This window comes from Candidatus Sericytochromatia bacterium, from assembly GCA_035285325.1.
Lineage (GTDB): Bacteria > Cyanobacteriota > Sericytochromatia > S15B-MN24 > JAQBPE01 > JAYKJB01.
The window spans coordinates 54,145-72,557 of the sequence record JAYKJB010000021.1 but is presented as its reverse complement, the minus strand read 5'-3'; the positions used below and the strand labels follow the sequence as shown (position 1 = coordinate 72,557).

The window sequence follows — 18,413 nt, the reverse complement described above, 5'->3', positions numbered from 1 at the left end:
GCTGCCTCGTTCAAGCGGGTGGCAGCCTTGAGGCCCTGCCCGGATCTGCCAGCAGCCCCTCGATGAAGGCGACGATGCCTTGATCGGCCACGTGGCCGATCTGGCAGTCGGCCACCCTGGACAGGTCGGGATGGGCGTTGCCCATCGCCACGCCCAGCCCCGCCTCCTGGACCATCTCGAGGTCGTTCTGGCCGTCCCCGATCGCGATGACCGCCTCCATCGCGATGTCCATGTGCTGACACAGATGGCGCAAGGCAGCCCCTTTGTTGGCTTCGGGATGCACGACTTCGAGAAAATTGGGTTGCGACTGCACGATGTGAAGCAGGCCAGCCCAGGCCGGACGCAGCCGGCCCAACTCGCGACTGACCCGGGCGGGTTCTCCGATCGCCACCAGCTTGGTGGGGGAGCCCTCCTGCAGAAACCAGTCCCAGCCTGGGATGACCCGGGCTTCGGTACGTGAGAGCGAGGTGTAAGCCCGCGTGGCCTCGTCCAGCACGCGGGTGTGAACCTGGTCCTGCCGAAAGGCAAGCACGGTGAGCCCCTGAGATTCAAGGTCGTCAATCAATTCCCGTGCCGGCTGTGGCGCCACGGTTTGGTGCCACAGGGTGCGCTCCGTCAGCGGACACCGAATCATGGCGCCCTGGTAGCAGATCAACGGGGTCTCGACGCCCAGTTGTTCCGCCACCCGTTTGGTGGAGTGGTACATCCGTCCCGTCGCGATCACGAGCGAGCGCCCACTGGCCACCCACCGCGCGAGCGCCCCCCGGGTACGTTCAGGAACGTCTGGTTGATGGGCGAACAAGGTGCCGTCCAGGTCGGTGGCGATCAAACGATAGTGCAATTCAAAGTCTCCGCCGGCGCATCCTGCGCCATTCTTGTCGCTCGAACAGCCTCAAGATATCATAGGACTCGGGGGGGCCCGCCTCGCATCGCGGTGGTCGTCGATGCCAACGGGTGTTGGGGAAACGGGGTAGCTGGCGTGGACCCTTCACAGCAGATCCTGATCATCACGGGCCTGTCGGGCGCTGGGAAAACCCGTGCGCTGCGATGTTTTGAGGATCTGGGCTACTTTTGCGTCGACAATCTGATTCCGCCCCTGTTGCCCCAGTTTGTGGAATTGACCTTGCCACGCTTCGGACAGGTGGCTGTGGTGATGGATACGCGGGGCGGTGTCTTTTTCGACTCCGTGGCGGCCAATCTCCGCACGGCCTTCGAAGCGGGCTACCAGGTGCGGGTCATCTTCCTGGAGGCAGCGGAAGAGGCGCTGGTCAAGCGCTTCAGTGAAACCCGCCGACGCCATCCCATGCTGGGCGAGGAGACCTCGTTGCTCGGGAGCATCCGGCGTGAGCGCGAACGCCTCACGGCCATTCGCGCCGAGGCGCAGGCGATCATCGATACCACGGAGCTCTCGCCACGGCAGTTGAAGGACAAGTTGCTCTCCCTGTTTATTCAGGAAGAGCAACGCGCCTCGAGCATGCAAATCACGGTGCAAAGCTTCGGCTACAAGTTCGGCCCGCCGCTTGATGCCGACCTCGTCTTTGACGTTCGCTTCCTGCCCAACCCCCACTATGACGACGAACTCAGGCCCTTCACCGGGTTGGATGCCCCGGTTCAGCAGTTTGTGCTGGAGCATCCCGTCACCAAGGAGTTTCTGGGGCGGTTTGTGGAACTGCTGGACTTCCTACTTCCCCATTACCTCACGGAGGGAAAGACTCACCTCTCGCTCGGCATCGGTTGTACCGGGGGCCGCCATCGCAGCGTCGCCATCACCCAGCATCTGGTCCATCACCTGCGTGGGGATGGGTATCGGGTGGTCGAAAATCATCGGGATGTGAATCGCCAACCTGAATACTATGCGGTCCGCCCCAAAGACGGGAGCGACGCGCCTCCTCGCCCGCAGTAGGCCCTGCCGTGGCGACTTGGAGGGAGATTCGCACCTGGGCGCTGCCTGGGATGCGGGTCAAGAGATGGTTGTCCTTGCTGATTGCTGGCGTGATCGCCATCAACCTGGCGGTGGCCTGCGCCGTCTACGACTGGCTGCGCCCCGGTCCTGGGCTGACGCACTGGGCCCTGTTGTTGCTGCTCGTGGGCGTCGGGGCGCTGATCTTGGCCTTGCAACGCTTGATTGCCCTCACGGTGGATGTCTTGAAGCCTGGGGCCCAACTCGTCGATGCGGTGTATGCCAACCGCACCCGCAAGCGTGGCCCGCGCCTCGTCGCGATCGGCGGCGGAACGGGGCTGGCCACCTTGCTGCGTGGCCTGAAGGGGTATTCCGACAACATCACGGCGATCGTGACCGTGGCGGATGACGGGGGCAGCAGTGGCCGCTTGAGACAGGAACTGGGGGTTTTGCCACCGGGTGACATTCGCAACTGCTTGTCGGCCCTGGCTGGCGAGGAACGCTTGCTGACAGACCTGTTCAACTTTCGCTTTCCGGGCGAACGAGGTCTGGGGGGACACGCGTTCGGCAATTTGTTCCTGGCGGCCGTGATCGGCGTTTCGGGGGACCCGCTGCGGGCCATCGAGGCGGCCTGCCAGATTCTGGCCGTGCGGGGAACGGTGGTGCCTGCCACCGCCGAGTCGATGACTCTGTACGCGCGTTTTGAGGATGGGACCGTGGTGGAGGGCGAGTCGAACATCACCGCCTGGCGGAAGAAATTGACTGACATGTGGTCCGTTCCTGCGGCGCCTCGGGCCGTGCCGGCGGCCATTCGCGCGATCGAGGAAGCGGATGCGATCGTGATAGGGCCTGGTTCTCTCTATACCAGCTTGGTCCCGAACCTGCTGGTGCCTGAAATTCGAGCGGCCATCCAGGCCAGTCGGGCCCCTAAGATTTACATCTGCAATGTGATGACCCAGCCCGGGGAAACGGATGGATTCACGGCCGCGGACCACCTCCGAGTGCTGTCGCGATACGGGGGAGAGGGGCTGGTGCAGCACGTGCTGGTCAATGACGACCTGCCACGTCGCTTGCGGGAACGCTATGAGGCGCAAGGGCAGTACCCGGTCGTGCTGGATTGGGAAGCGCTGAAAGCGTTGGGGGTGACGCCGGTGCGCGGGGCATTGCTTGACGAGGCCGATGCGGTGCGTCATCACCCGGATCTGCTGGCCTCTGCGGTGATGACGTGGTGGGAATCGCTCCGGCCGGCGGAACGAAAGCAGGACCAGCGCCTTCCGGGGGCTGTCTCCCCGGCACCCCGCGGAGCCTGAGAACGTGTCGTTCTCGCGAGATGTGCGCAATCAGTTGACCCAGATGCCGCTGGAAAAGACCTGCTGCCAGCAGGCCCACTTGCTCGCGTTTGCGGTGGTTTCCGGCTCGGAAGCGGCCTCTTTGGGCGGCCAGCCCCATTTCATCTTCAATCTGGACAACGCCGCGATCGCCCGCCACCTGTTTCGTATCGGCAAATCCTTGTACGCGACCCGCCCCGTGGTCGAGGCGCGCCGCGAGCAGGGCAAGCGACCCTCCAGCTACCGCGTGGCCATCCCGATCGGCGCTCACGGCATGTTGCCTGCCACCCTGACGGTCGAGCAATTGTGCGACGCGATCGCCCGCAAAACCTGCTGTCGGCGCTCTTTTCTACGAGGCGCCTTCATGGCGGGGGGGTCGCTGGTGGCGCCGACCAAGGCTTACCACCTGGAGTTCAACACCACGGAGGACGTGGCCCTCTGGATTCAGGACCTGCTGGCGCGTGAGGAGGTGGCCTCCAAGGTCTATCAGAGGGCTCCCCATTCGGAAGTCTGGACCGTCTACGTCAAGGATGGAAACGGCATCGCGGCATTCCTGACGGCGCTGGGGGCGCATCAGGCCCTGATGCGCTGGGAGGAGGTCCGGGTTGGCAAGGATCTGGTCAACAGCGTTCAGCGCGTCGTGAACTGCGAGACGGCCAATCTCAACCGAACGCTGACTTCCTCCCAGCGTCAGGTGGCTGAGATTGCCTGGCTGAAGGCGCATCGTCTGCTCGACAGCCTGCCCGAAGACTGCCAGCTGGTCGCTCAGGCCAGGCTTGATGCCCCCTACGCGAGCTTGATCGAATTGGGCGATCGCTTCACCCCGCCGCTCAGCAAGTCGGCGGTCAATCATCGCCTGAAGCAGCTTCACAAGCTTTATCAGACGGCAGGAGGGCCCCAACTCGCCGACGGGGGCGATCCGGAGTGAACCGCCATCAGCAAGGACGCTCGTCCCCGTTGCATTCGCCCGCGGCGGGGATATAATGAGAGCGCCCGAGGGGTGTGTTCGCTCGTTCGAATCTCCCCGCTACTTGATTGTGGAAGAGGTGTCGCGATGGATCTGGTTATCAAGGGCAAAAACTTGGACGTGACCGAGTCTTTGCGCGAGTATGCGCAGCAGAAGGTCAGTCGCGTCGGGAAGTATTTCGATGGGATCATCGATGCCCAGGTCGAACTGAATGTGATCAAGAACAAGCGCGTCGCCAACAACCAGATTGTCCAAGTGACGCTGCACCTGCGAGGCGGTGTGATCCGAGCGGAAGAGGCCAAGGACAACATGTACGCGGCCATCGATCTGGTCACGGACAAGCTGGAACGCCAGATTTCGCGATTCAAGAAAACGCACGGGGGCAAGATCGAGCGGACGCGCACCAGCGCGGGCGTGCTCGAACTGGAGCCGGTCACGGTGGTGTCGCCGGAGGACTTCGAATCTGAGAGCGAGAGCCCCCAGATCGTCCGGAACAAGACCTTTCAAATCAAGCCGATGCAACCCGAAGAGGCTGTTCTCGAGATGGAAATGCTCGGTCACGACTTCTTCGTGTTCCAGCATCCGGACCACGGCAAGGTCTCCATCGTGTACCATCGCCGAGATGGTCACTACGGGATGATCGACGCGGTGACCACCTGAAGACTTCGGGAGCGCCGGGTATTGAACACGGAAATGCATCAGGCCGGCCAGGGCTTCTCCTCCGAGGAGAAGCCCTCCCTTTTGGCGCCCTCGCCCTTGCCGACCGGGGACGAGGGGCCCGAGATGAGCGTATTCGACCATTTGGAGGAGATGCGCTGGCGTATCTTCAAGGCGCTGTTGGCGGTGCTGGTCATGGCCGTGGCGGTGTTCGTCAACCACGCCCCTGTGGTCCGTTTCCTCGAGCGCCCCTTGCACGTGCCCACGGGCCCCATGGGGTTCCCACCCCTGGACGTCGTGCTGATCTTTACGGGGCCTGGCGAGTACTTCATGGCCGTGATGAAGCTGTCCTTGCTGGGCGGCTTGTATCTGGCGCTGCCGGTTCTGCTCTACCAAATACTGGCCTTTGTGGGGCCTGGTTTGCTGCCAACGGAGCGACGCCTGGCCATCCCCACGGTGATCGGTGCCTTTGCGTTGTTCAGTCTGGGAATGGCCTTCGCCTACGCCCTGCTGTTGCCGACCGGGTTGCAGTTCCTGGTGGGCTTTGCGCCGCCAGAGGTGAAGCCGATGCTGGCCATCGGGCAGTATCTGGGATTCTCCGGGGGCCTGCTGTTCGCCACCGGCCTGGCGTTCGAGTTGCCGCTATTCCTGCTGGCTGCCTCGGTGCTGGGGGTTGTAACCAGTTATTCCCTGGCCACTCAGCGTCGCTCGGCCTTTGTCACGGCCTTCGTCTTGGCAGCCCTGCTGACCCCATCGGTGGACATTTTCAGTCAACTGGCGCTCGCTGTGGCCCTCTACGGGCTGTTTGAATTCAGCCTTTTGCTGATCCGCCTGACCGGAAAATGAGGGTCACGTGGTCGCGCACGGCGGTTCGAACCTCGCGCGCGTCACTCCTTGGGAGCGGTGAACACCACCACACGGGCTTTGGGGCCTGCATCGCAAACATAGAGATTACCAGCCTCGTCCAATGCGAGCGCGGTGGCTTTGTTGACTTCCTTCTGGCCGAAGGTCACCACCAGGTCCCCATCCGCCTCGACCCGTTGGAGCACCCCGTCCTTGATCACGATGCTGTCGGTCTTGCCCGGCAAGGTCAACTTGGCAGGAGGCGCGAAGGAGCCCGGCTCTGACTTCAGCAAGTTGGCGCCCGCATCAAAGGTCCACTGGGTCGTGCCATCCGTGGTGATCACCTTGGTGTTCTCCACCTTGACGGCCTTGATGCCGACGGGCAAGTTTTTCACCCCCAGCAGGCCCAGGTTTTCGAAGCTCAACTTGGCGTATTCGCCCGTGGCGAGGTCATACTTCCGAATGGCGGCAAAGGGGCCCAGCAAACCGGTCCGCGCATTGTCGACCACGTAAATGGAGCCGGAGGAGATGCAGAGCGCCTGGGCCCCGTACAGCCCCCCTTCACCAATGACGCGGCTATAGCGGGGGGTCATGGCTGCCTGTTGTTCGGCTTTGCGCTTCTCGGCCTCCTCCGCTGCCTTTTTGGCGGCCGCCGCGGCCTCCTCGTCAGCCTTTCGCTTGGCCTCGGCTTCGCGCTTCACAGCTTCGGCCTTGGCGGCTTCATCCGCAATGCGCTTGGCCTCAGCGGCACTGGCGGCCGTGTCGGAAGCGACCTGGTCGATGCCGGGCACGTCAGTGGCGATGGCGTTGCTTGCCACGTCCGCGGCCACGACGTTGCTGGCCACCTGATTCCCGGAGGAGGCGTCCAAGTCTGCAGGGGGCAGCTCCAATTCTCCGCCGGGGACCGCGTTCGGCAGGGCGGCCTGGAGGTTATCCGGGGCACTCGCCACCCTCGTGTCGTCTGCCAGGGTGATGGGCGCGGTGGCGACGGGGGGCTTCCGCCCACACGCCGAAAGGCTGAGCGCCACACACAACCCCACCAGGACGAAGCAAGGCTTGGAACGAGGCACGGGGGTTTTCCTCCACATTCGACACACGGGGCGCGACCGACGCACCTGTGGTTTCTATCGCCAGCGAGGCGGGGAAATTGCGTCCCGCATGTGAAGGTCGACCTAAGTTTGGTTGAAACCTTCGTTAATCGAGGCGGCCAGGCCGGGGAATGGCACGTCTGGCTTGGCAACGAAGCCCGCATCGGGCATCATGATGGGGGTCAGGCAGAAGTCGAGGGTGCGTGAAGCAAGAAGCGTCTTTTTTGTTGCTGCGGGATCTCCGCGTGGTGGCGACTCTGCATCCCGGCCTGGACGCGGTATTGCCTGACGACCTGGCAGATTTGTGGGAAGCGTGCGAGCGAGACCCGGCCGCCTTTGCCGCGGAATTGCCCGACCCCTTCAGCCTGGTCGAGGTGAAAGGCACCCTGCCGGGTGAGGAAACCCTGGAGGGCGGCGAACAGGCATTGGAACGACGCTGGTTTTACCTCTTCCACAATGGCGAGGTGGTGGGCCTGCTGGATGCCTTTTTCTCCGAAGGAGAGTTTGCTTTCCTGCTCAACGAGCACCACTCGCTCGCGCGGATGCCGGAGCCCCTGGCCGCCCTGTGGCGGAGCCAGAATGGTGACCTGTCTGCCTTTTTGCAGGTGCTCGAAAACGACGAACGGCGCTACAACTACATGGAGGCGCTGCCTGACGAGAGTGAAGAGGCGATCGCCGCCGAGTTCGCATCGGACCGGGCGGAGATTGCGCTGCACTGGGAGCGGGGGCTGGCCATGCGCGATCGCTACCTGTTCCTGCGCGCCTTGCGCGAACTCGAGGTAGCCGCCGCCTTGTGTGACAAGTATGCGATGGTCAATTTGCTGGCCGAGCTGTGTAACGAGATGGGCAACATCCTTATCGCGTTCGAGGACTACGACGCCGCCGTGGAGGTGATGGAAGAGGGGTTGGCCTATGAGAGCTCGGATGTGGTCTGTCACATTCGCTTGCTGACCAACCTGAGCCAGGCATACGAGCTGGCCGGCAAGCGTAAAAAGGCGCTGGATACCATCGAGACGGCTCTGCGGAACATCCCCGAAAACATTTACGACAGCCTGTTGGCTGGTCTCTACAGTCAAGCTGCCTCGCTATACAACCACGATGGCAACTACGAACGGGCCATCCAGCTGTTCAAGCTCGCGTCGTATCTGGCGGACAACTCCTCCACGGTCAGCGTGCCGGAGCGTGCCATGTTTCACAACAACTTGGGCATGGCCTATCTGGAGCATGGGGACCGCCAGCTGGCGCTGGAACAACTTCGCCAGGCCGTGGATCTGCAGCCGGATGAATCCGTGTACCAGGAAAACCTGGCGCGTTGCCGCCATGAGGAAGAATGACCACAGGCGCGACCACGCGCCGTCGACCCATCGTCTCACCCTGGGGCTGATGATCGGCCTGTCTGCCTGGCTCGCCTCGGCCGGGGAGGGCCAGGCAGCTCCCTCTCCTCCTTCCGTCGCACCGCTCGTTCCCAGCGTCACGCGCTGGGAATACAAGGTGGTCGACTACAATCGCGTGGTCGTCTTCGGTGACAGTGACCAGGACCTTCGCCTGCTGGGCCTGCTCGGCTGGGAACTGGTGAGTGTCACCTATGAGCCACAGGCCCGGACCACCCTGTGTTTTTTCAAACGCCCTCTGCCAGCCGAGGCCAGGTCTCCCCGGGCGGGAGGTCGCCCGGAGGAAGGGCTCAACGGGAGACCTTGATGGCTTCTAGGTCTTCCCGGCGGCAGCGAATCCTCTCCAGGTCGCGCGTGGCAGGGTCAAATACTGCCACGATGAAGCGCGGCGGCTGGTAGGTATCATCGACGCCGGTCACGATGCTGGGTTGCCCGATCAAGCGTGAGAGCTGTGATTGTCTGGGCTCAGAGACCAATCTGACGAGGTCACCAGGTTTGTAAGGGGATTGCAGCGTCATGCCACGGACTCCAAAACCGCGCGAGGTACCCACTTCCCAACCCCTTGAATGTATCACAAGGAACAAGAATTAACCATCTCTTAATTCATCCTTTGTGTATCCTTGAATTGAGATGGGCGGTAGAGCTCGGAAAACAGGCCTGGCTGATCCACCAGGTTTCTCGGGGGCCCCAGTTGAACCAGCTTGCCTTGCTCCAGCACCGCGACCTGATCGGCGCGCCAGACGACCTCTGGCTGATGCGAGACCAACACCCACATACAGTCCCGCTGAGCCAGCAGGGCGTCGAGCAGGCGGGTCGTCAGCTGGGGGTCCAGCGCAGAGGTGGCCTCATCCAGCACCCAGATTCGCGGTTGAACGAGCTGCGCACGGGCCAGCGCGAGGCGCTGAACTTGTCCCCCTGAAAGGGGCAGGCCTCCCTCCCCGACACGGGTTTCATAGCCATGTGGAAGGGTGTCGATGAAGTCGTCGATCTGCGCGATGCGACAGGCGGCCCGCAAACTCGGCAGGTCTGCTTCTGGCTTGCCCAGGCGAAGGTTTTCCGCCACGCTGCCGGCCAGCAAGGTGGGCGCTTGAGGGACGTAGGCGATCGCCCGGCGCAGATCTTCGCGGGCGTGCGCGCTCAGGGCCAGCGAACCCAGACGAACCTCGCCCGTGCTCGGGTCACACAGGCGCACCAGCAAGGCGGCCAGGGTGCTTTTGCCAGCACCGGAGGGTCCCGTGATGACGAGACATTCCCCTGGCCGCACCCGCAGGGAGATGTCCTGAAGAATCGGGCGAGGAGCGCTGTCCGTCACACTGACGTGATGGCATGTCAGATCTCCCGCGAGGTTGAGCGTCGGCCCCGAATGTTCAGGCCAGGCCATGGTGGGCCCCCACGTCTGCAGCGCTGCCACGCGGCGAGCGCTGGCCAGTGCCATCTGCACCCGGCTCCAGGTTTGGCTCAGGGCCAAGGTGGGGTCCACGGCGATGCCGATGGCCGCGGCGAAGGCCAGCAGGTCGGCCGGCTCAAGCCGGCCGTGAAGGATTTCCCTCCCGCCGACCCAGAGCACGGCCGCGAGGGCGCTGGTTTGCAGAATGGCGATCGTCGGAGACTGTGCGGCCAGGACCAGGGCCTTTCGCCAGAGGGCTCGCCGATGGGCCTGGCTGGCGCTGGCCAGACGCAGCACCCGCTGGCCTTCGTGTCCGAACACCCGGATCAAGGGGAGCTGTTGTAGGGCCTCCTGGGTCTCGACGGCCAGGGCAGCCTGGCGCGCCTGCCCTGCCGCTGCGAGGTGGTGCAGGCGGCTGCCGAAGCGCGCGATGGCCAGACTGACAAGCGGAGCGCCTAGCAGGGAGGCGAGGGCGAGACGCCAATTCATCCAGGTGACGGTGCCGATGGCATAGGCAATCACCAGCACACTGGGAATGACCTCCGCGAGAACGGCGGCCAGGGCGTCCCGAACCTGCTCCAGATCATCCGTCAGGCGGGTGGTCACATCCGACGGGCGGATCCGCTGGAAGGCCCTCATCTCCAGTTCCAGCAGGTGAGCGGTCACCCGCTCGCGCAGCGCGCTCGTGACCGCCAGTGCCACGTGGTGGGCGAGGATGCTCTGAACGAATTGGCACAGGCTTCGCAAGGCGAACAGGCCGATCAATCCCGCCACCAGTCCATTCAGACTCTGCCAGCTCAGCTGGCCAAACGCCGTGGCACCCGCCCTCGCCAGCGGCACCAGGGCGGCGGTCGTGAGCGTTCCGAGCACGACGAACAGCGCCGCCAGGGTCAATGCAGCGACATGCTGAGGCAGCAAGCCCACCAGGAGTCGCACGGTTTCGGCGGGCGTGGCCAAGGGGAGAGGGGGGGGCGCGGCGTGGCCCTCCAGGTGGTCCGGGGTGGCGGTTGCAAGCATACGCCGCATGCTACACGGGGGCCTGTCACCCTGGGAAATGGGAGCGGCAACTTGCCCGTGGATGGGGTAACATGCCGCCATGTCGCGTTTGCCCCCCGTGGTCTGGCTGCTCCTCGCTGCTCTCAGCCTGGCGGCCGCCCCTGCGCCTCAGCCTGATCCGTTGGTCCTGTTCGTGCGTGCGGCCGTCGGGCAGCGCTTGCTGGCATTGGGGCATACCCCACACGCCGCTGTGCGCCTCAAGACCGGTGAGTGGGCGATCGCGATTCACGCCCCGGAGCAGAGCAGCATCAGCGCCTGGGACGATGAAAGCCGCATCGTCCTGTACCGACGCACGGCCCACGACTTCGAACGTGTGCAATTTGTTTCCAAGGCCGGTCGATCGGTTCCTGGCAGGCTCACCGCGCTGGAAGTTCGCGATCTCGACGGAGATGGCGTGGAGGAACTGGTGGCGCGTGGGCAGCCTCACGGGCCGGTTGGCAAGCAAACCGTCATGGTGTTTCGACGCTCCGCTCCCACAGCTGGATTTGAGGTGGTGTTGCGGCGACGTCAGCTGGCGCTGACGATGCAGCCTGTGGCCACGCGCGGGCTTCGCCTTCAGTTTGAGAAACCCCGTGGCACGTTGCGGCGAGAACATTACGCTTGGGATGGGGTTGGCCTGAAGGGAGAGGACACCTCTCTCCCGCCGCTGGTATGGGAGTGATGGATGTGGCTGAGGCAGGGGAACGAACGCCCGATGAGGTGCGTGCCGACATTGAAAAAGGCTTCGCGGAGGTCACTGCTCGGAATCTGCGCACCCAGCAACGTGCCTTGAACGCGTTGATCGCTCGTTTGCCGGACCCCCGTGAGCGAGCCCGTTACGAGGCTGCCCTTGACCTGCTGCCGGACATGCTCAAGCACGACTCCTCGGCGAACGAGCCCCGCTAGCGACTGCTCAGCCGGCCGACGCCTCCACGGTTTAGGGGCGTAAGCGATGGCCTCCAGCCGCTGAAAGCAGCTGAGCGGTTCGCGCGTTAAGGCCTGGCGGCCAGGGGTCACGGCGCTGGGGAAAGCTCCTCTACCGTGAATTGGAGGGTCTCAGAGGCGATGCTGAGACGAATTCGCTTGGCCGTTCCCGCCTTCAGGCGCAGGTTTTCATCCGACTCCAGCCTCACCTTGTCGCGGTTGGCCGAGACTCGGTAGTCTCCTGCCGGTACGCGCTGAGTCTGACCGTTGGAGAATGACCACGGCCGATCGGTCGCGATGGCCCGGAGCTCCACCAGGCCGACACCAAGACCGGTTGGCCATTCTGCCGTGATGGTAGCGGCTTGCGAGGCGACCAACTCATCGGCCGAAACGGTTTCGGACGCGCGCTGGGCGGCTCCCTCCGCGCGGACCGACCCCATCGTCGCGGCGGGAGCGGCCGGAGGTTCGAGGGAGCCCACGCTGGCTGCGAGGTCTCCCGCCGTGGGAATGGGGGCTGCGGAGGCGGCGGCTGAGGGCAGAGGGGCACTCAGGGCCGGGCCCGCGGCTGTCAGAGGTCCGTCGGTGAGTGGGCCGGCTGTGAGCGGCGTGTTTTCCTGTTTCAGGGGTTCCTTGGTGCTCAGGTCAGGCCGTTTCGCGAGTGGCGGGGCCGCTGCCATCGGGGCCCCTTTGAGGCCTCCGAGCAAGGGGGGGACGATCGGGGTATCGGGTTGCGGCAGGAGGCACCCCCCCAGACTCATGGCGATCAGCAGGGTCAGGGAGGCCTGGACCGGCTTCAGGATTCGGTGCAACATCAGGTGGCCTCCTCAGCTGTCAGTAACCGGGTAAAGGCTGGCTCCGCTTGCCAGTTCACGAAGTCGCCTTGCAATTCGCGCTGGTAATGGTCCCGAGCCGGGGGGTGCAGTTGGATCGCCCGACGCACGTGGAACAATCCCGCCTCCAGGCACGCCTGGCGTCGGCGGGCGTGTCCCGCTGTCCGAGTCGCCAGAAGCGCCGATTTGACGAAGTGAGCGAACCAGTAGGTGTCACACAGTTGCAGGGTGATGTCGACCATGGCGATGGCGTGCGCGGGGGCAACGCCGCCGCCGATGGAAACGTGCGCGTAGGCCATGAACAGGTGGATGTCCAAGGCGGCGGTGGTGTGGCGGGTATGTCCTGTGGTTTGACGGTGGAGGAAATCGCTGCCGTAGACCAGCACGCGCCGCGCCTGATTTCGCTCCAGGCACATGTAACAGAGCGCCGAGTAATAGAGGTCCTGGCTGTCTCCTTCGAGGGCGATGGCGCGCCGAAAGTCCGCCCCCGCTCGGATGCGGTGGGCCCGCTGAGCCTCCCCTTGGGCCTGACGGGCCCGGCGTTGATGCGCCAGGCCGCGATTGTAATGCAGGTCGGCCGTTGCGATGGCCCCCTCGCGATCCTCTGCGGAGGTGTTCAGACAGGCGTCGAATTCCCCGATGGCCTCCTCGTAGCGGCCCGCCTGGAAATGGGCCATTCCCAGCCCCGCGTGCACATTGACGACGGAGACACCCCCCTGCTGAAGGGCTGCTTCCAGCAGGGCCACGGCACGGTCGGCGTGGCCCTTGGCCGCGGCCTGAACCCCATCCTGGTAAAGCTGACGCGCCGTGACGGGATAGGGGGTGTAACGGGTCGGGCCGGAAATGGTCAAGTCAATGCCGTCCACGTCGTGGCCGGCCGCTCGCAACATGGCCTTCGGGTCCAGTTCCAGCGTTTCGGCCAGCTGCCTGACGACGGCTTCACTCGGTCGCTTGCGTTTCAGTCCGGGGTCGTTGATGGCGCGCTTGTCGGCACTCACCATCTGCCACAGATAGCCGTGAGAGACCCCGATCAGCTTGCCGAGCGTTCGGTAATCCAGGCCTTTAAGCCGCATGCCTTCCGCAATCATCTGGCCGAAGCTGGGATTGGGTTCTGACATGGCCTCTCTCCCGTGACTGAAAGCGCGGTGTGTTTTCAGTATACAGGAATGGTAGACAGATTCAAGGGGGCGAACCCAACTTCTGGTAGAAAGGCCTCCGCCGGCGCGCAGCGGAGGCCTTCCCCTTCAACGTCCGGCGAGGGCCGCCGTCAGGTCAACTGGAAGCGGAAGAACGTTTTGCCCAACAGCAGTTCGTCCCCATTTCTGAGCTCTTGCGGCGAGCCGGGCATCAAGCGGGAACCCCGATTCACAAAGGTGCCATTCAGAGACCCCACGTCTTCGAGGTGATAGGCGCCGCCTCGGAAGAAGATTCGCGCATGCTTGCGGGAAATCTTGGCTTCGGGATCATCTTGGGTCAGGTCCACTTCCGGAAATGCGCCACCATCCGGATCCCAACGGCCAATGTGGGTTTCCCCCCGTTGTTCCAGTGGGAACTCCCGGCCCACCGTTCCGCCGCGCGTGATCACCAGCTGGGCGGGCGGGCCCATTTCTCCGGTCGACATCTCCGCAGCGGCCACCTGGGCTGGTTTCACGGCATCTTCCAGTTTTGTGCCGCATTCGTCGCAGTAACTGACGCCGTCTTTGTTTTCAGCGTGGCAGTTGGGACAGACGATCATGGATGGCGCGTCCTTTCTTGGGCAAGGGCGTTTCTGTGGTTCAAAAACGGTCAGGTGTATTCGGCAAGATTGACGAGCACCACGGAGATGTTATCTTCCCCTCCGCGCAAATTCGCCAGATTCACGAGATGTTGAGCAGCCAGTTGCGGATCGCTGTGTTCGGAAACGATAGATTGTAGTTCCGGGTCCTTGAGGTGTCCAGTCAGCCCATCACTGCAAAGCAGCACCCAGTCACCCAGTTTCAGGGATCGTTGATACGTATCCACTTCCACGTTCGGATAGGTACCCAGCGCCCGGTAAATCAGGTTGCGCTGAGGATGCACGAGGGCTTCCTCCTCGGTGATCTGACCAATCTCGACCAGGCGCCCGACCAGCGAGTGGTCTCGGCTGACTTTTTCGATGCCCCAGCGATTGATCACATAGGCTCGGCTATCCCCCACGTGGCCCACATACAGGATCTGGCCGAACACGACGCCAATCGTCAGGGTTGTGCCCATGCCGGAAAGGCGTTCATCTCCCCGACCGGTTTCGTAAATGCGAAGATTGGCTCGTTTGATGGCGGTTGTCAGGGCGGCTTGGATCATCTCACTGGGATCGATCGCGTGTTCCAGACGGGAAAACGGCAGTTCCTGCTCCAACGTCGCCAAGGACTCTTCGATGGCGATCGAGGACGCCACCTCGCCGGCATTGACGCCGCCCATGCCATCGGCCACGACATAGAGGCCCAGGCCGCGCTGGCGAGAAAGGTTGACGAATTCAATGTCGCGCAGTCCCACGGCGTCTTCGTTGCCCTCGCGCACCATGCCGACATCGGAATAGTGGCCGGTTCGCCGCAACGGGTTGTTGATCAGTTCCAGTAATTCGTTTTTCAGATCGTTGATGGATTCGTAACGACGCTCGGGGTCGGACTCCAGCATCTTGGTGACAATCCGCGCGATCTGTGGATGCAGCGCCACCAAAGACTCACTCACCGCCGGAAATAGTGTGCCCCACTCGGCCTCCACGAGGTCGGCGGGATTGGTACCCGTCAGCAACTGAAACCAGATGGCTCCCAGCGAGTAGATATCCGAGCGAGCATCGATGGGCAGTTCGTAGATTCCCATCTGCTCAGGGCTCGAGTAGCCCGCAGTGGCCCCGATGGTGGCCTCCGCGGCCAAGGGCAGGACGACGGCGCGGTGGAAACCCGTCAGGCGCACCCGCTGATTGTCAGGCGCCACGACGATGCAGCGCGGGTGAAGGTCAAGGTGGAGTATCTGCCTTCGATGAAGCTGGCTGATCGATTGACAGAGCTGAATCATCCATTCCAGCGATTGCTGCACCGTCACCTGATTCTGGGTCATGTAGTAGCCCAGATCCCGGCCTTCCAATTGCTCGATGATCAGGTAGGCCCGTCCCTCGTTCTTGAAGATGTCCAGAGCCTTCACGACCGTGGGATAGCTGACCGAGCGCAGAATCAGGAACTCACCCTGATAGGGATTCCCGGCACTTTGCTCTGCCCACTCTCCGCCCTGTAGTTGCGTGAAGGCTTTCATCGCGTCCGGCTGTTCCTTCACGATCACCACGTAGTTGGTGACCGTGTCGATCGCCCGGTACATGTTCGAACCGTGCTTGAATTCCAGAAAACGTTCGACCCGATAGCGATCCGCCAGCATCGCGCCCGCATCAAGCGGCTGGAGTTGGTCAACAAGCATGGCATTCCGTCCTTTGATGGCTTGCAACGGGAAGGCGCACGGCGTTCACATTCCGGTCAGGCGCAGGGAAGTGTAGCGTCCCGAACGAACTTCGAATAGTTCCATAGGACGCCGGGCTTCGCCATCGCGATTGAGATGCAAGGGGCCTATCAGCCCTCGGTGACCGTTCTGCCCCAAACTGAGCAAGGCATTGCCCAGCGCGTCACGATGGGGCCCCACTCGGTCGAGGGCCTGGACGAGGTAGGCCAGGGCATCGTAGGTGAGGGAGGCCATCCAGCCCGGCTCGGTCTGGAAGCGATTGCGAAACTCCATTTCGTAATCGCTGGAACCGGCCATTCGGTGGTCCACGGCGTAAGGGACCAGGCACGTGAGGCCTTCGGCCGCCGCCCCCAGCCCGGCCAACCGTTCAGGCTGGTAAGCGAGCGGGCCCGCCAGCAGAGGGGCCTTGCTTCCTGCACTCGCGAGGTCTGATTTGATTCTCACGGCGTCCTCCAGATTGCCGGCCCACAACAGCACCGTCTTCGCCTGGGGCTTGAGCTGGCTGAGAATGCTCGCTGAATTCTGTGCTTCCCAACTCACCGTCTCATACCCCAGGCCCTTTTCGACGGCCCAGCGACTCACATGGGTTCCCATTGCGCTGCGTCCGCTCCGCTCGTCACCCGACTCGAGCAGGATTACCTTGTCGGCCCGCCACACCCGCTTGGCCTGGTCGATCCAAGCCGCTGCCCAGTCTGCTTCCCCACCGGCAAACCGCACCAAGGCTTTGGGAGCATCCAGGGCGTCCCAGGAGCCCGGCACCAGCGTGATGACGGGAACACCGCCGTCAGCGTAACGCTTCAAGGCCGCCTGGGTCGTCTGGGTGCCGAGATGCCCCAAAACACCTACCAGGCTTGGGTCGTGGCTGACCAGATCGGCCCCTTCCAGCGCCCGCAAGGTCGACCCAGCATCGTCCAGCAAGGTCAGTTGAATCTTGGGAAGACGTCCCCTGGCGTTGGCCTGTTGCTGGGCCAAAGCGGCCCCTCTCAGCATGTCCTGCGCGAGAGGAGAGCGCTGTCCGGAGAATGCCCCGGCGATCGCCACCTTCACGCTATCCGCCTTGGCCAGGCGCACGTGAGCATTTTGCAGGTAAATGCGGGCTTCGCCATCCGCAGGTGTCTGCTCGATGGCACGCCTGTAGGCATCGACCGCCTGAACGAACTGGCCGCGGGCAAAGGCCGCCTGGCCCTCTGCCTTGGCTGGACGGTCTCCCGGCATAAAACAGGTCTGGCCCTCGCTCGTGATGGGCTCGGGGCGAGAGTTCCACCATTGCCAGCTCAGCCAGCCAGACAGGGCGAGGCCGGCGGTCAGGACGGCGCCGAGGGCCAGCGGCGACACGCGTCGCAGCGAGAAATCGACCCGACCGGTGGGAACGGCCAGCACGGTGGCGGTGGCGGAGCGGTTGCCAGCCACCAGGCCTGCGGTGCGCCCTGCCGCCTTGACCTGATGGTATCCCGCTGCGTCGGTCATGATCGTGCCCGTGCCGTCTTGCGGCTTGAGCACGTGGGCCTTTTTCGAAATGTATTGCTTGCAGTTCGGGCAGAACTGCCTGGTCACTGAGGAGCGGTGTCCGCAATGGGGGCAATCGCGGACGAAATTGGTTTCATCCCCACCGATGGCCATCAACTGCCCCAGCATTTCATCCGCGCTGGCAAAGCGATTGTCCGGCTCCGGATCAAGCGCCTTGAGAATCAGCATCTCCATCTCAGGCGACACCGAAGCGTTCAAGGTGCTGACGGGCGGGAAGCTGAAGGGCGCCTCGTTTTGAGGGTCGCGTCCGGTCAGGAGGTAGTGCATGGTGGCGCCCAAGGCGTAAATGTCCGAGCGGGGGTCCACCTGTCCCCGATACTGCTCGGGCGGGGCATACCCTTGGGTGCCAATCATCGTGCCGCGGGTCACGGGATTGAAAAACCTCGCAATGCCGAAGTCCACCAGGTACGCCTTGCCCCAATGGGTCGTGATGATATTGGCGGGCTTCATGTCGCGGTAGATGATGGGAGGGTTCTGGTGGTGCAGGTAGGACAGCACGTCACAACATTGAATCGACCAATCGATGACCTCCTTCTCCGTGAAAGGGAGCCCGTTGTCGAGCAAGCGTTGCTCTAGATCCACCCCGTTGATGTATTCCATCACCAGATAGTGTCGGTTGGCCTCGGTGAAACGATCGTAGACTTCCGGGATACCCGGATGTTTGAAGGTGGCCAGTAAATCGGCTTCGCGGTGAAAGCTTTCGGTGGCCTGCGCCCGCTGTTCCGGATCGTTGAAATGGTCCAGCATTTCCTTGATCACGCAGGTCCGGGAAGAGAAGCGCGCATCGCTGGCCAGATAGACCGCTCCCATGCCCCCCTGCCCCAGCAGCTGCGTGATGCGGTAGCGGTTCTGCAGCACGCTGTCAGCTGGCAGCAGGCCACTGCCGACGGGGTGATCGGTGGCGGGCGAGGCCACCGGGGGCGGGGGGGCGTGGGTAGGAGCCGTGGCGTGGGAGAACAGCAGGGCCGTCGGATCACCCTTGAACGCGTGACCACAGGCCAGGCAGACGAGGCTTTTGGCCTCATTCTCGGCGTCGCATTCAGGACAATAAATGACGGGGGGCATCGGCAT

General features: G+C 63.3%; 18 protein-coding genes. 9 read left to right on the top strand and 9 right to left on the bottom strand.

From position 1 onward, the window contains the following. Positions 1 to 10 precede the first annotated feature (10 nt). Positions 11 to 841, bottom strand: a complete 831-nt coding sequence (locus VKP62_03635) for an HAD family hydrolase (GenBank protein MEB3196275.1) — start codon at positions 839 to 841, stop codon at positions 11 to 13. A 138-nt stretch (positions 842 to 979) separates the two neighbouring features. Between VKP62_03635 and rapZ the strand changes: the two genes are divergently transcribed. From rapZ to tatC, 5 genes are all read left to right on the top strand, one after another. Next, a complete protein-coding gene (gene rapZ, locus VKP62_03630) occupies positions 980 to 1,903 on the top strand; it encodes an RNase adapter RapZ (GenBank protein ID MEB3196274.1) in 924 nt (307 codons plus the stop codon). 8 nt (positions 1,904 to 1,911) lie between these two features. Further along, positions 1,912 to 3,210 carry a gluconeogenesis factor YvcK family protein gene (locus tag VKP62_03625; GenBank protein MEB3196273.1) on the top strand — a complete coding sequence of 433 codons (1,299 nt, stop codon included), beginning with the start codon at positions 1,912 to 1,914 and terminating at the stop codon, positions 3,208 to 3,210. 4 nt (positions 3,211 to 3,214) lie between these two features. Then, a complete protein-coding gene (gene whiA / locus VKP62_03620) occupies positions 3,215 to 4,156 on the top strand; it encodes a DNA-binding protein WhiA (GenBank protein ID MEB3196272.1) in 942 nt (313 codons plus the stop codon). A gap of 126 nt (positions 4,157 to 4,282) precedes the next feature. After that, positions 4,283 to 4,855: a ribosome-associated translation inhibitor RaiA gene (raiA, locus tag VKP62_03615; protein MEB3196271.1), complete on the top strand. Its 573-nt coding sequence runs from the start codon at positions 4,283 to 4,285 to the stop codon at positions 4,853 to 4,855. 123 nt (positions 4,856 to 4,978) lie between these two features. Next, positions 4,979 to 5,698: a twin-arginine translocase subunit TatC gene (tatC, locus tag VKP62_03610; protein ID MEB3196270.1), complete on the top strand. Its 720-nt coding sequence runs from the start codon at positions 4,979 to 4,981 to the stop codon at positions 5,696 to 5,698. Positions 5,699 to 5,739: 41 nt separating this feature from the next. On the opposite strand, the gene VKP62_03605 is transcribed toward tatC, so the two are convergent. Next, positions 5,740 to 6,765, bottom strand: a complete 1,026-nt coding sequence (locus VKP62_03605) for a hypothetical protein (GenBank protein ID MEB3196269.1) — start codon at positions 6,763 to 6,765, stop codon at positions 5,740 to 5,742. 221 nt (positions 6,766 to 6,986) lie between these two features. Between VKP62_03605 and VKP62_03600 the strand changes: the two genes are divergently transcribed. Together VKP62_03600 and VKP62_03595 are read left to right on the top strand one after the other, a co-directional pair. Then, on the top strand, positions 6,987 to 8,117 hold the full coding sequence (locus VKP62_03600) for a tetratricopeptide repeat protein (GenBank protein MEB3196268.1): 1,131 nt from the start codon (positions 6,987 to 6,989) through the stop codon (positions 8,115 to 8,117). Further along, positions 8,104 to 8,481: a hypothetical protein gene (locus VKP62_03595; protein ID MEB3196267.1), complete on the top strand. Its 378-nt coding sequence runs from the start codon at positions 8,104 to 8,106 to the stop codon at positions 8,479 to 8,481. Before VKP62_03600 ends, VKP62_03595 begins: the two co-directional genes overlap by 14 nt. Here VKP62_03595 and VKP62_03590 read toward each other — a convergent pair. Together VKP62_03590 and VKP62_03585 are read right to left on the bottom strand one after the other, a co-directional pair. Beyond that, positions 8,465 to 8,692 (bottom strand): hypothetical protein, encoded by a 228-nt coding sequence (locus VKP62_03590; protein MEB3196266.1) that lies wholly within the window; start codon positions 8,690 to 8,692, stop codon positions 8,465 to 8,467. The genes VKP62_03595 and VKP62_03590 overlap by 17 nt on opposite strands. A gap of 80 nt (positions 8,693 to 8,772) precedes the next feature. Beyond that, complete coding sequence (locus VKP62_03585; GenBank protein MEB3196265.1) at positions 8,773 to 10,578, bottom strand: ABC transporter ATP-binding protein; 1,806 nt, start codon at positions 10,576 to 10,578, stop codon at positions 8,773 to 8,775. Between the two features lie 79 nt (positions 10,579 to 10,657). Here VKP62_03585 and VKP62_03580 point away from each other — a divergent pair, with 79 nt between their 5' ends. Beyond that, complete coding sequence (locus VKP62_03580; protein MEB3196264.1) at positions 10,658 to 11,278, top strand: hypothetical protein; 621 nt, start codon at positions 10,658 to 10,660, stop codon at positions 11,276 to 11,278. 5 nt (positions 11,279 to 11,283) lie between these two features. Then, positions 11,284 to 11,502, top strand: a complete 219-nt coding sequence (locus tag VKP62_03575; GenBank protein MEB3196263.1) for a hypothetical protein — start codon at positions 11,284 to 11,286, stop codon at positions 11,500 to 11,502. A 107-nt stretch (positions 11,503 to 11,609) separates the two neighbouring features. Here VKP62_03575 and VKP62_03570 read toward each other — a convergent pair whose 3' ends face one another. The 5 genes from VKP62_03570 to VKP62_03550 all read right to left on the bottom strand — a co-directional run bounded on the left by VKP62_03570 (position 11,610) and on the right by VKP62_03550 (position 18,407). Continuing rightward, entirely contained in the window at positions 11,610 to 12,332 is a 723-nt protein-coding gene (locus VKP62_03570) for a hypothetical protein (GenBank protein MEB3196262.1), read from the bottom strand. Continuing rightward, positions 12,332 to 13,468, bottom strand: a complete 1,137-nt coding sequence (locus tag VKP62_03565; protein ID MEB3196261.1) for a hypothetical protein — start codon at positions 13,466 to 13,468, stop codon at positions 12,332 to 12,334. Before VKP62_03565 ends, VKP62_03570 begins: the two co-directional genes overlap by 1 nt. A 149-nt stretch (positions 13,469 to 13,617) precedes the next feature. After that, entirely contained in the window at positions 13,618 to 14,085 is a 468-nt protein-coding gene (locus VKP62_03560) for an FHA domain-containing protein (GenBank protein ID MEB3196260.1), read from the bottom strand. 50 nt (positions 14,086 to 14,135) lie between these two features. Then, the gene (locus tag VKP62_03555; GenBank protein ID MEB3196259.1) at positions 14,136 to 15,776 is read right to left on the bottom strand and encodes a Stp1/IreP family PP2C-type Ser/Thr phosphatase; all 1,641 of its coding nucleotides are present in this window, start codon (positions 15,774 to 15,776) and stop codon (positions 14,136 to 14,138) included. 45 nt (positions 15,777 to 15,821) lie between these two features. Next, complete coding sequence (locus VKP62_03550) at positions 15,822 to 18,407, bottom strand: ABC transporter substrate-binding protein (GenBank protein MEB3196258.1); 2,586 nt, start codon at positions 18,405 to 18,407, stop codon at positions 15,822 to 15,824. Positions 18,408 to 18,413: the final 6 nt, after the last annotated feature.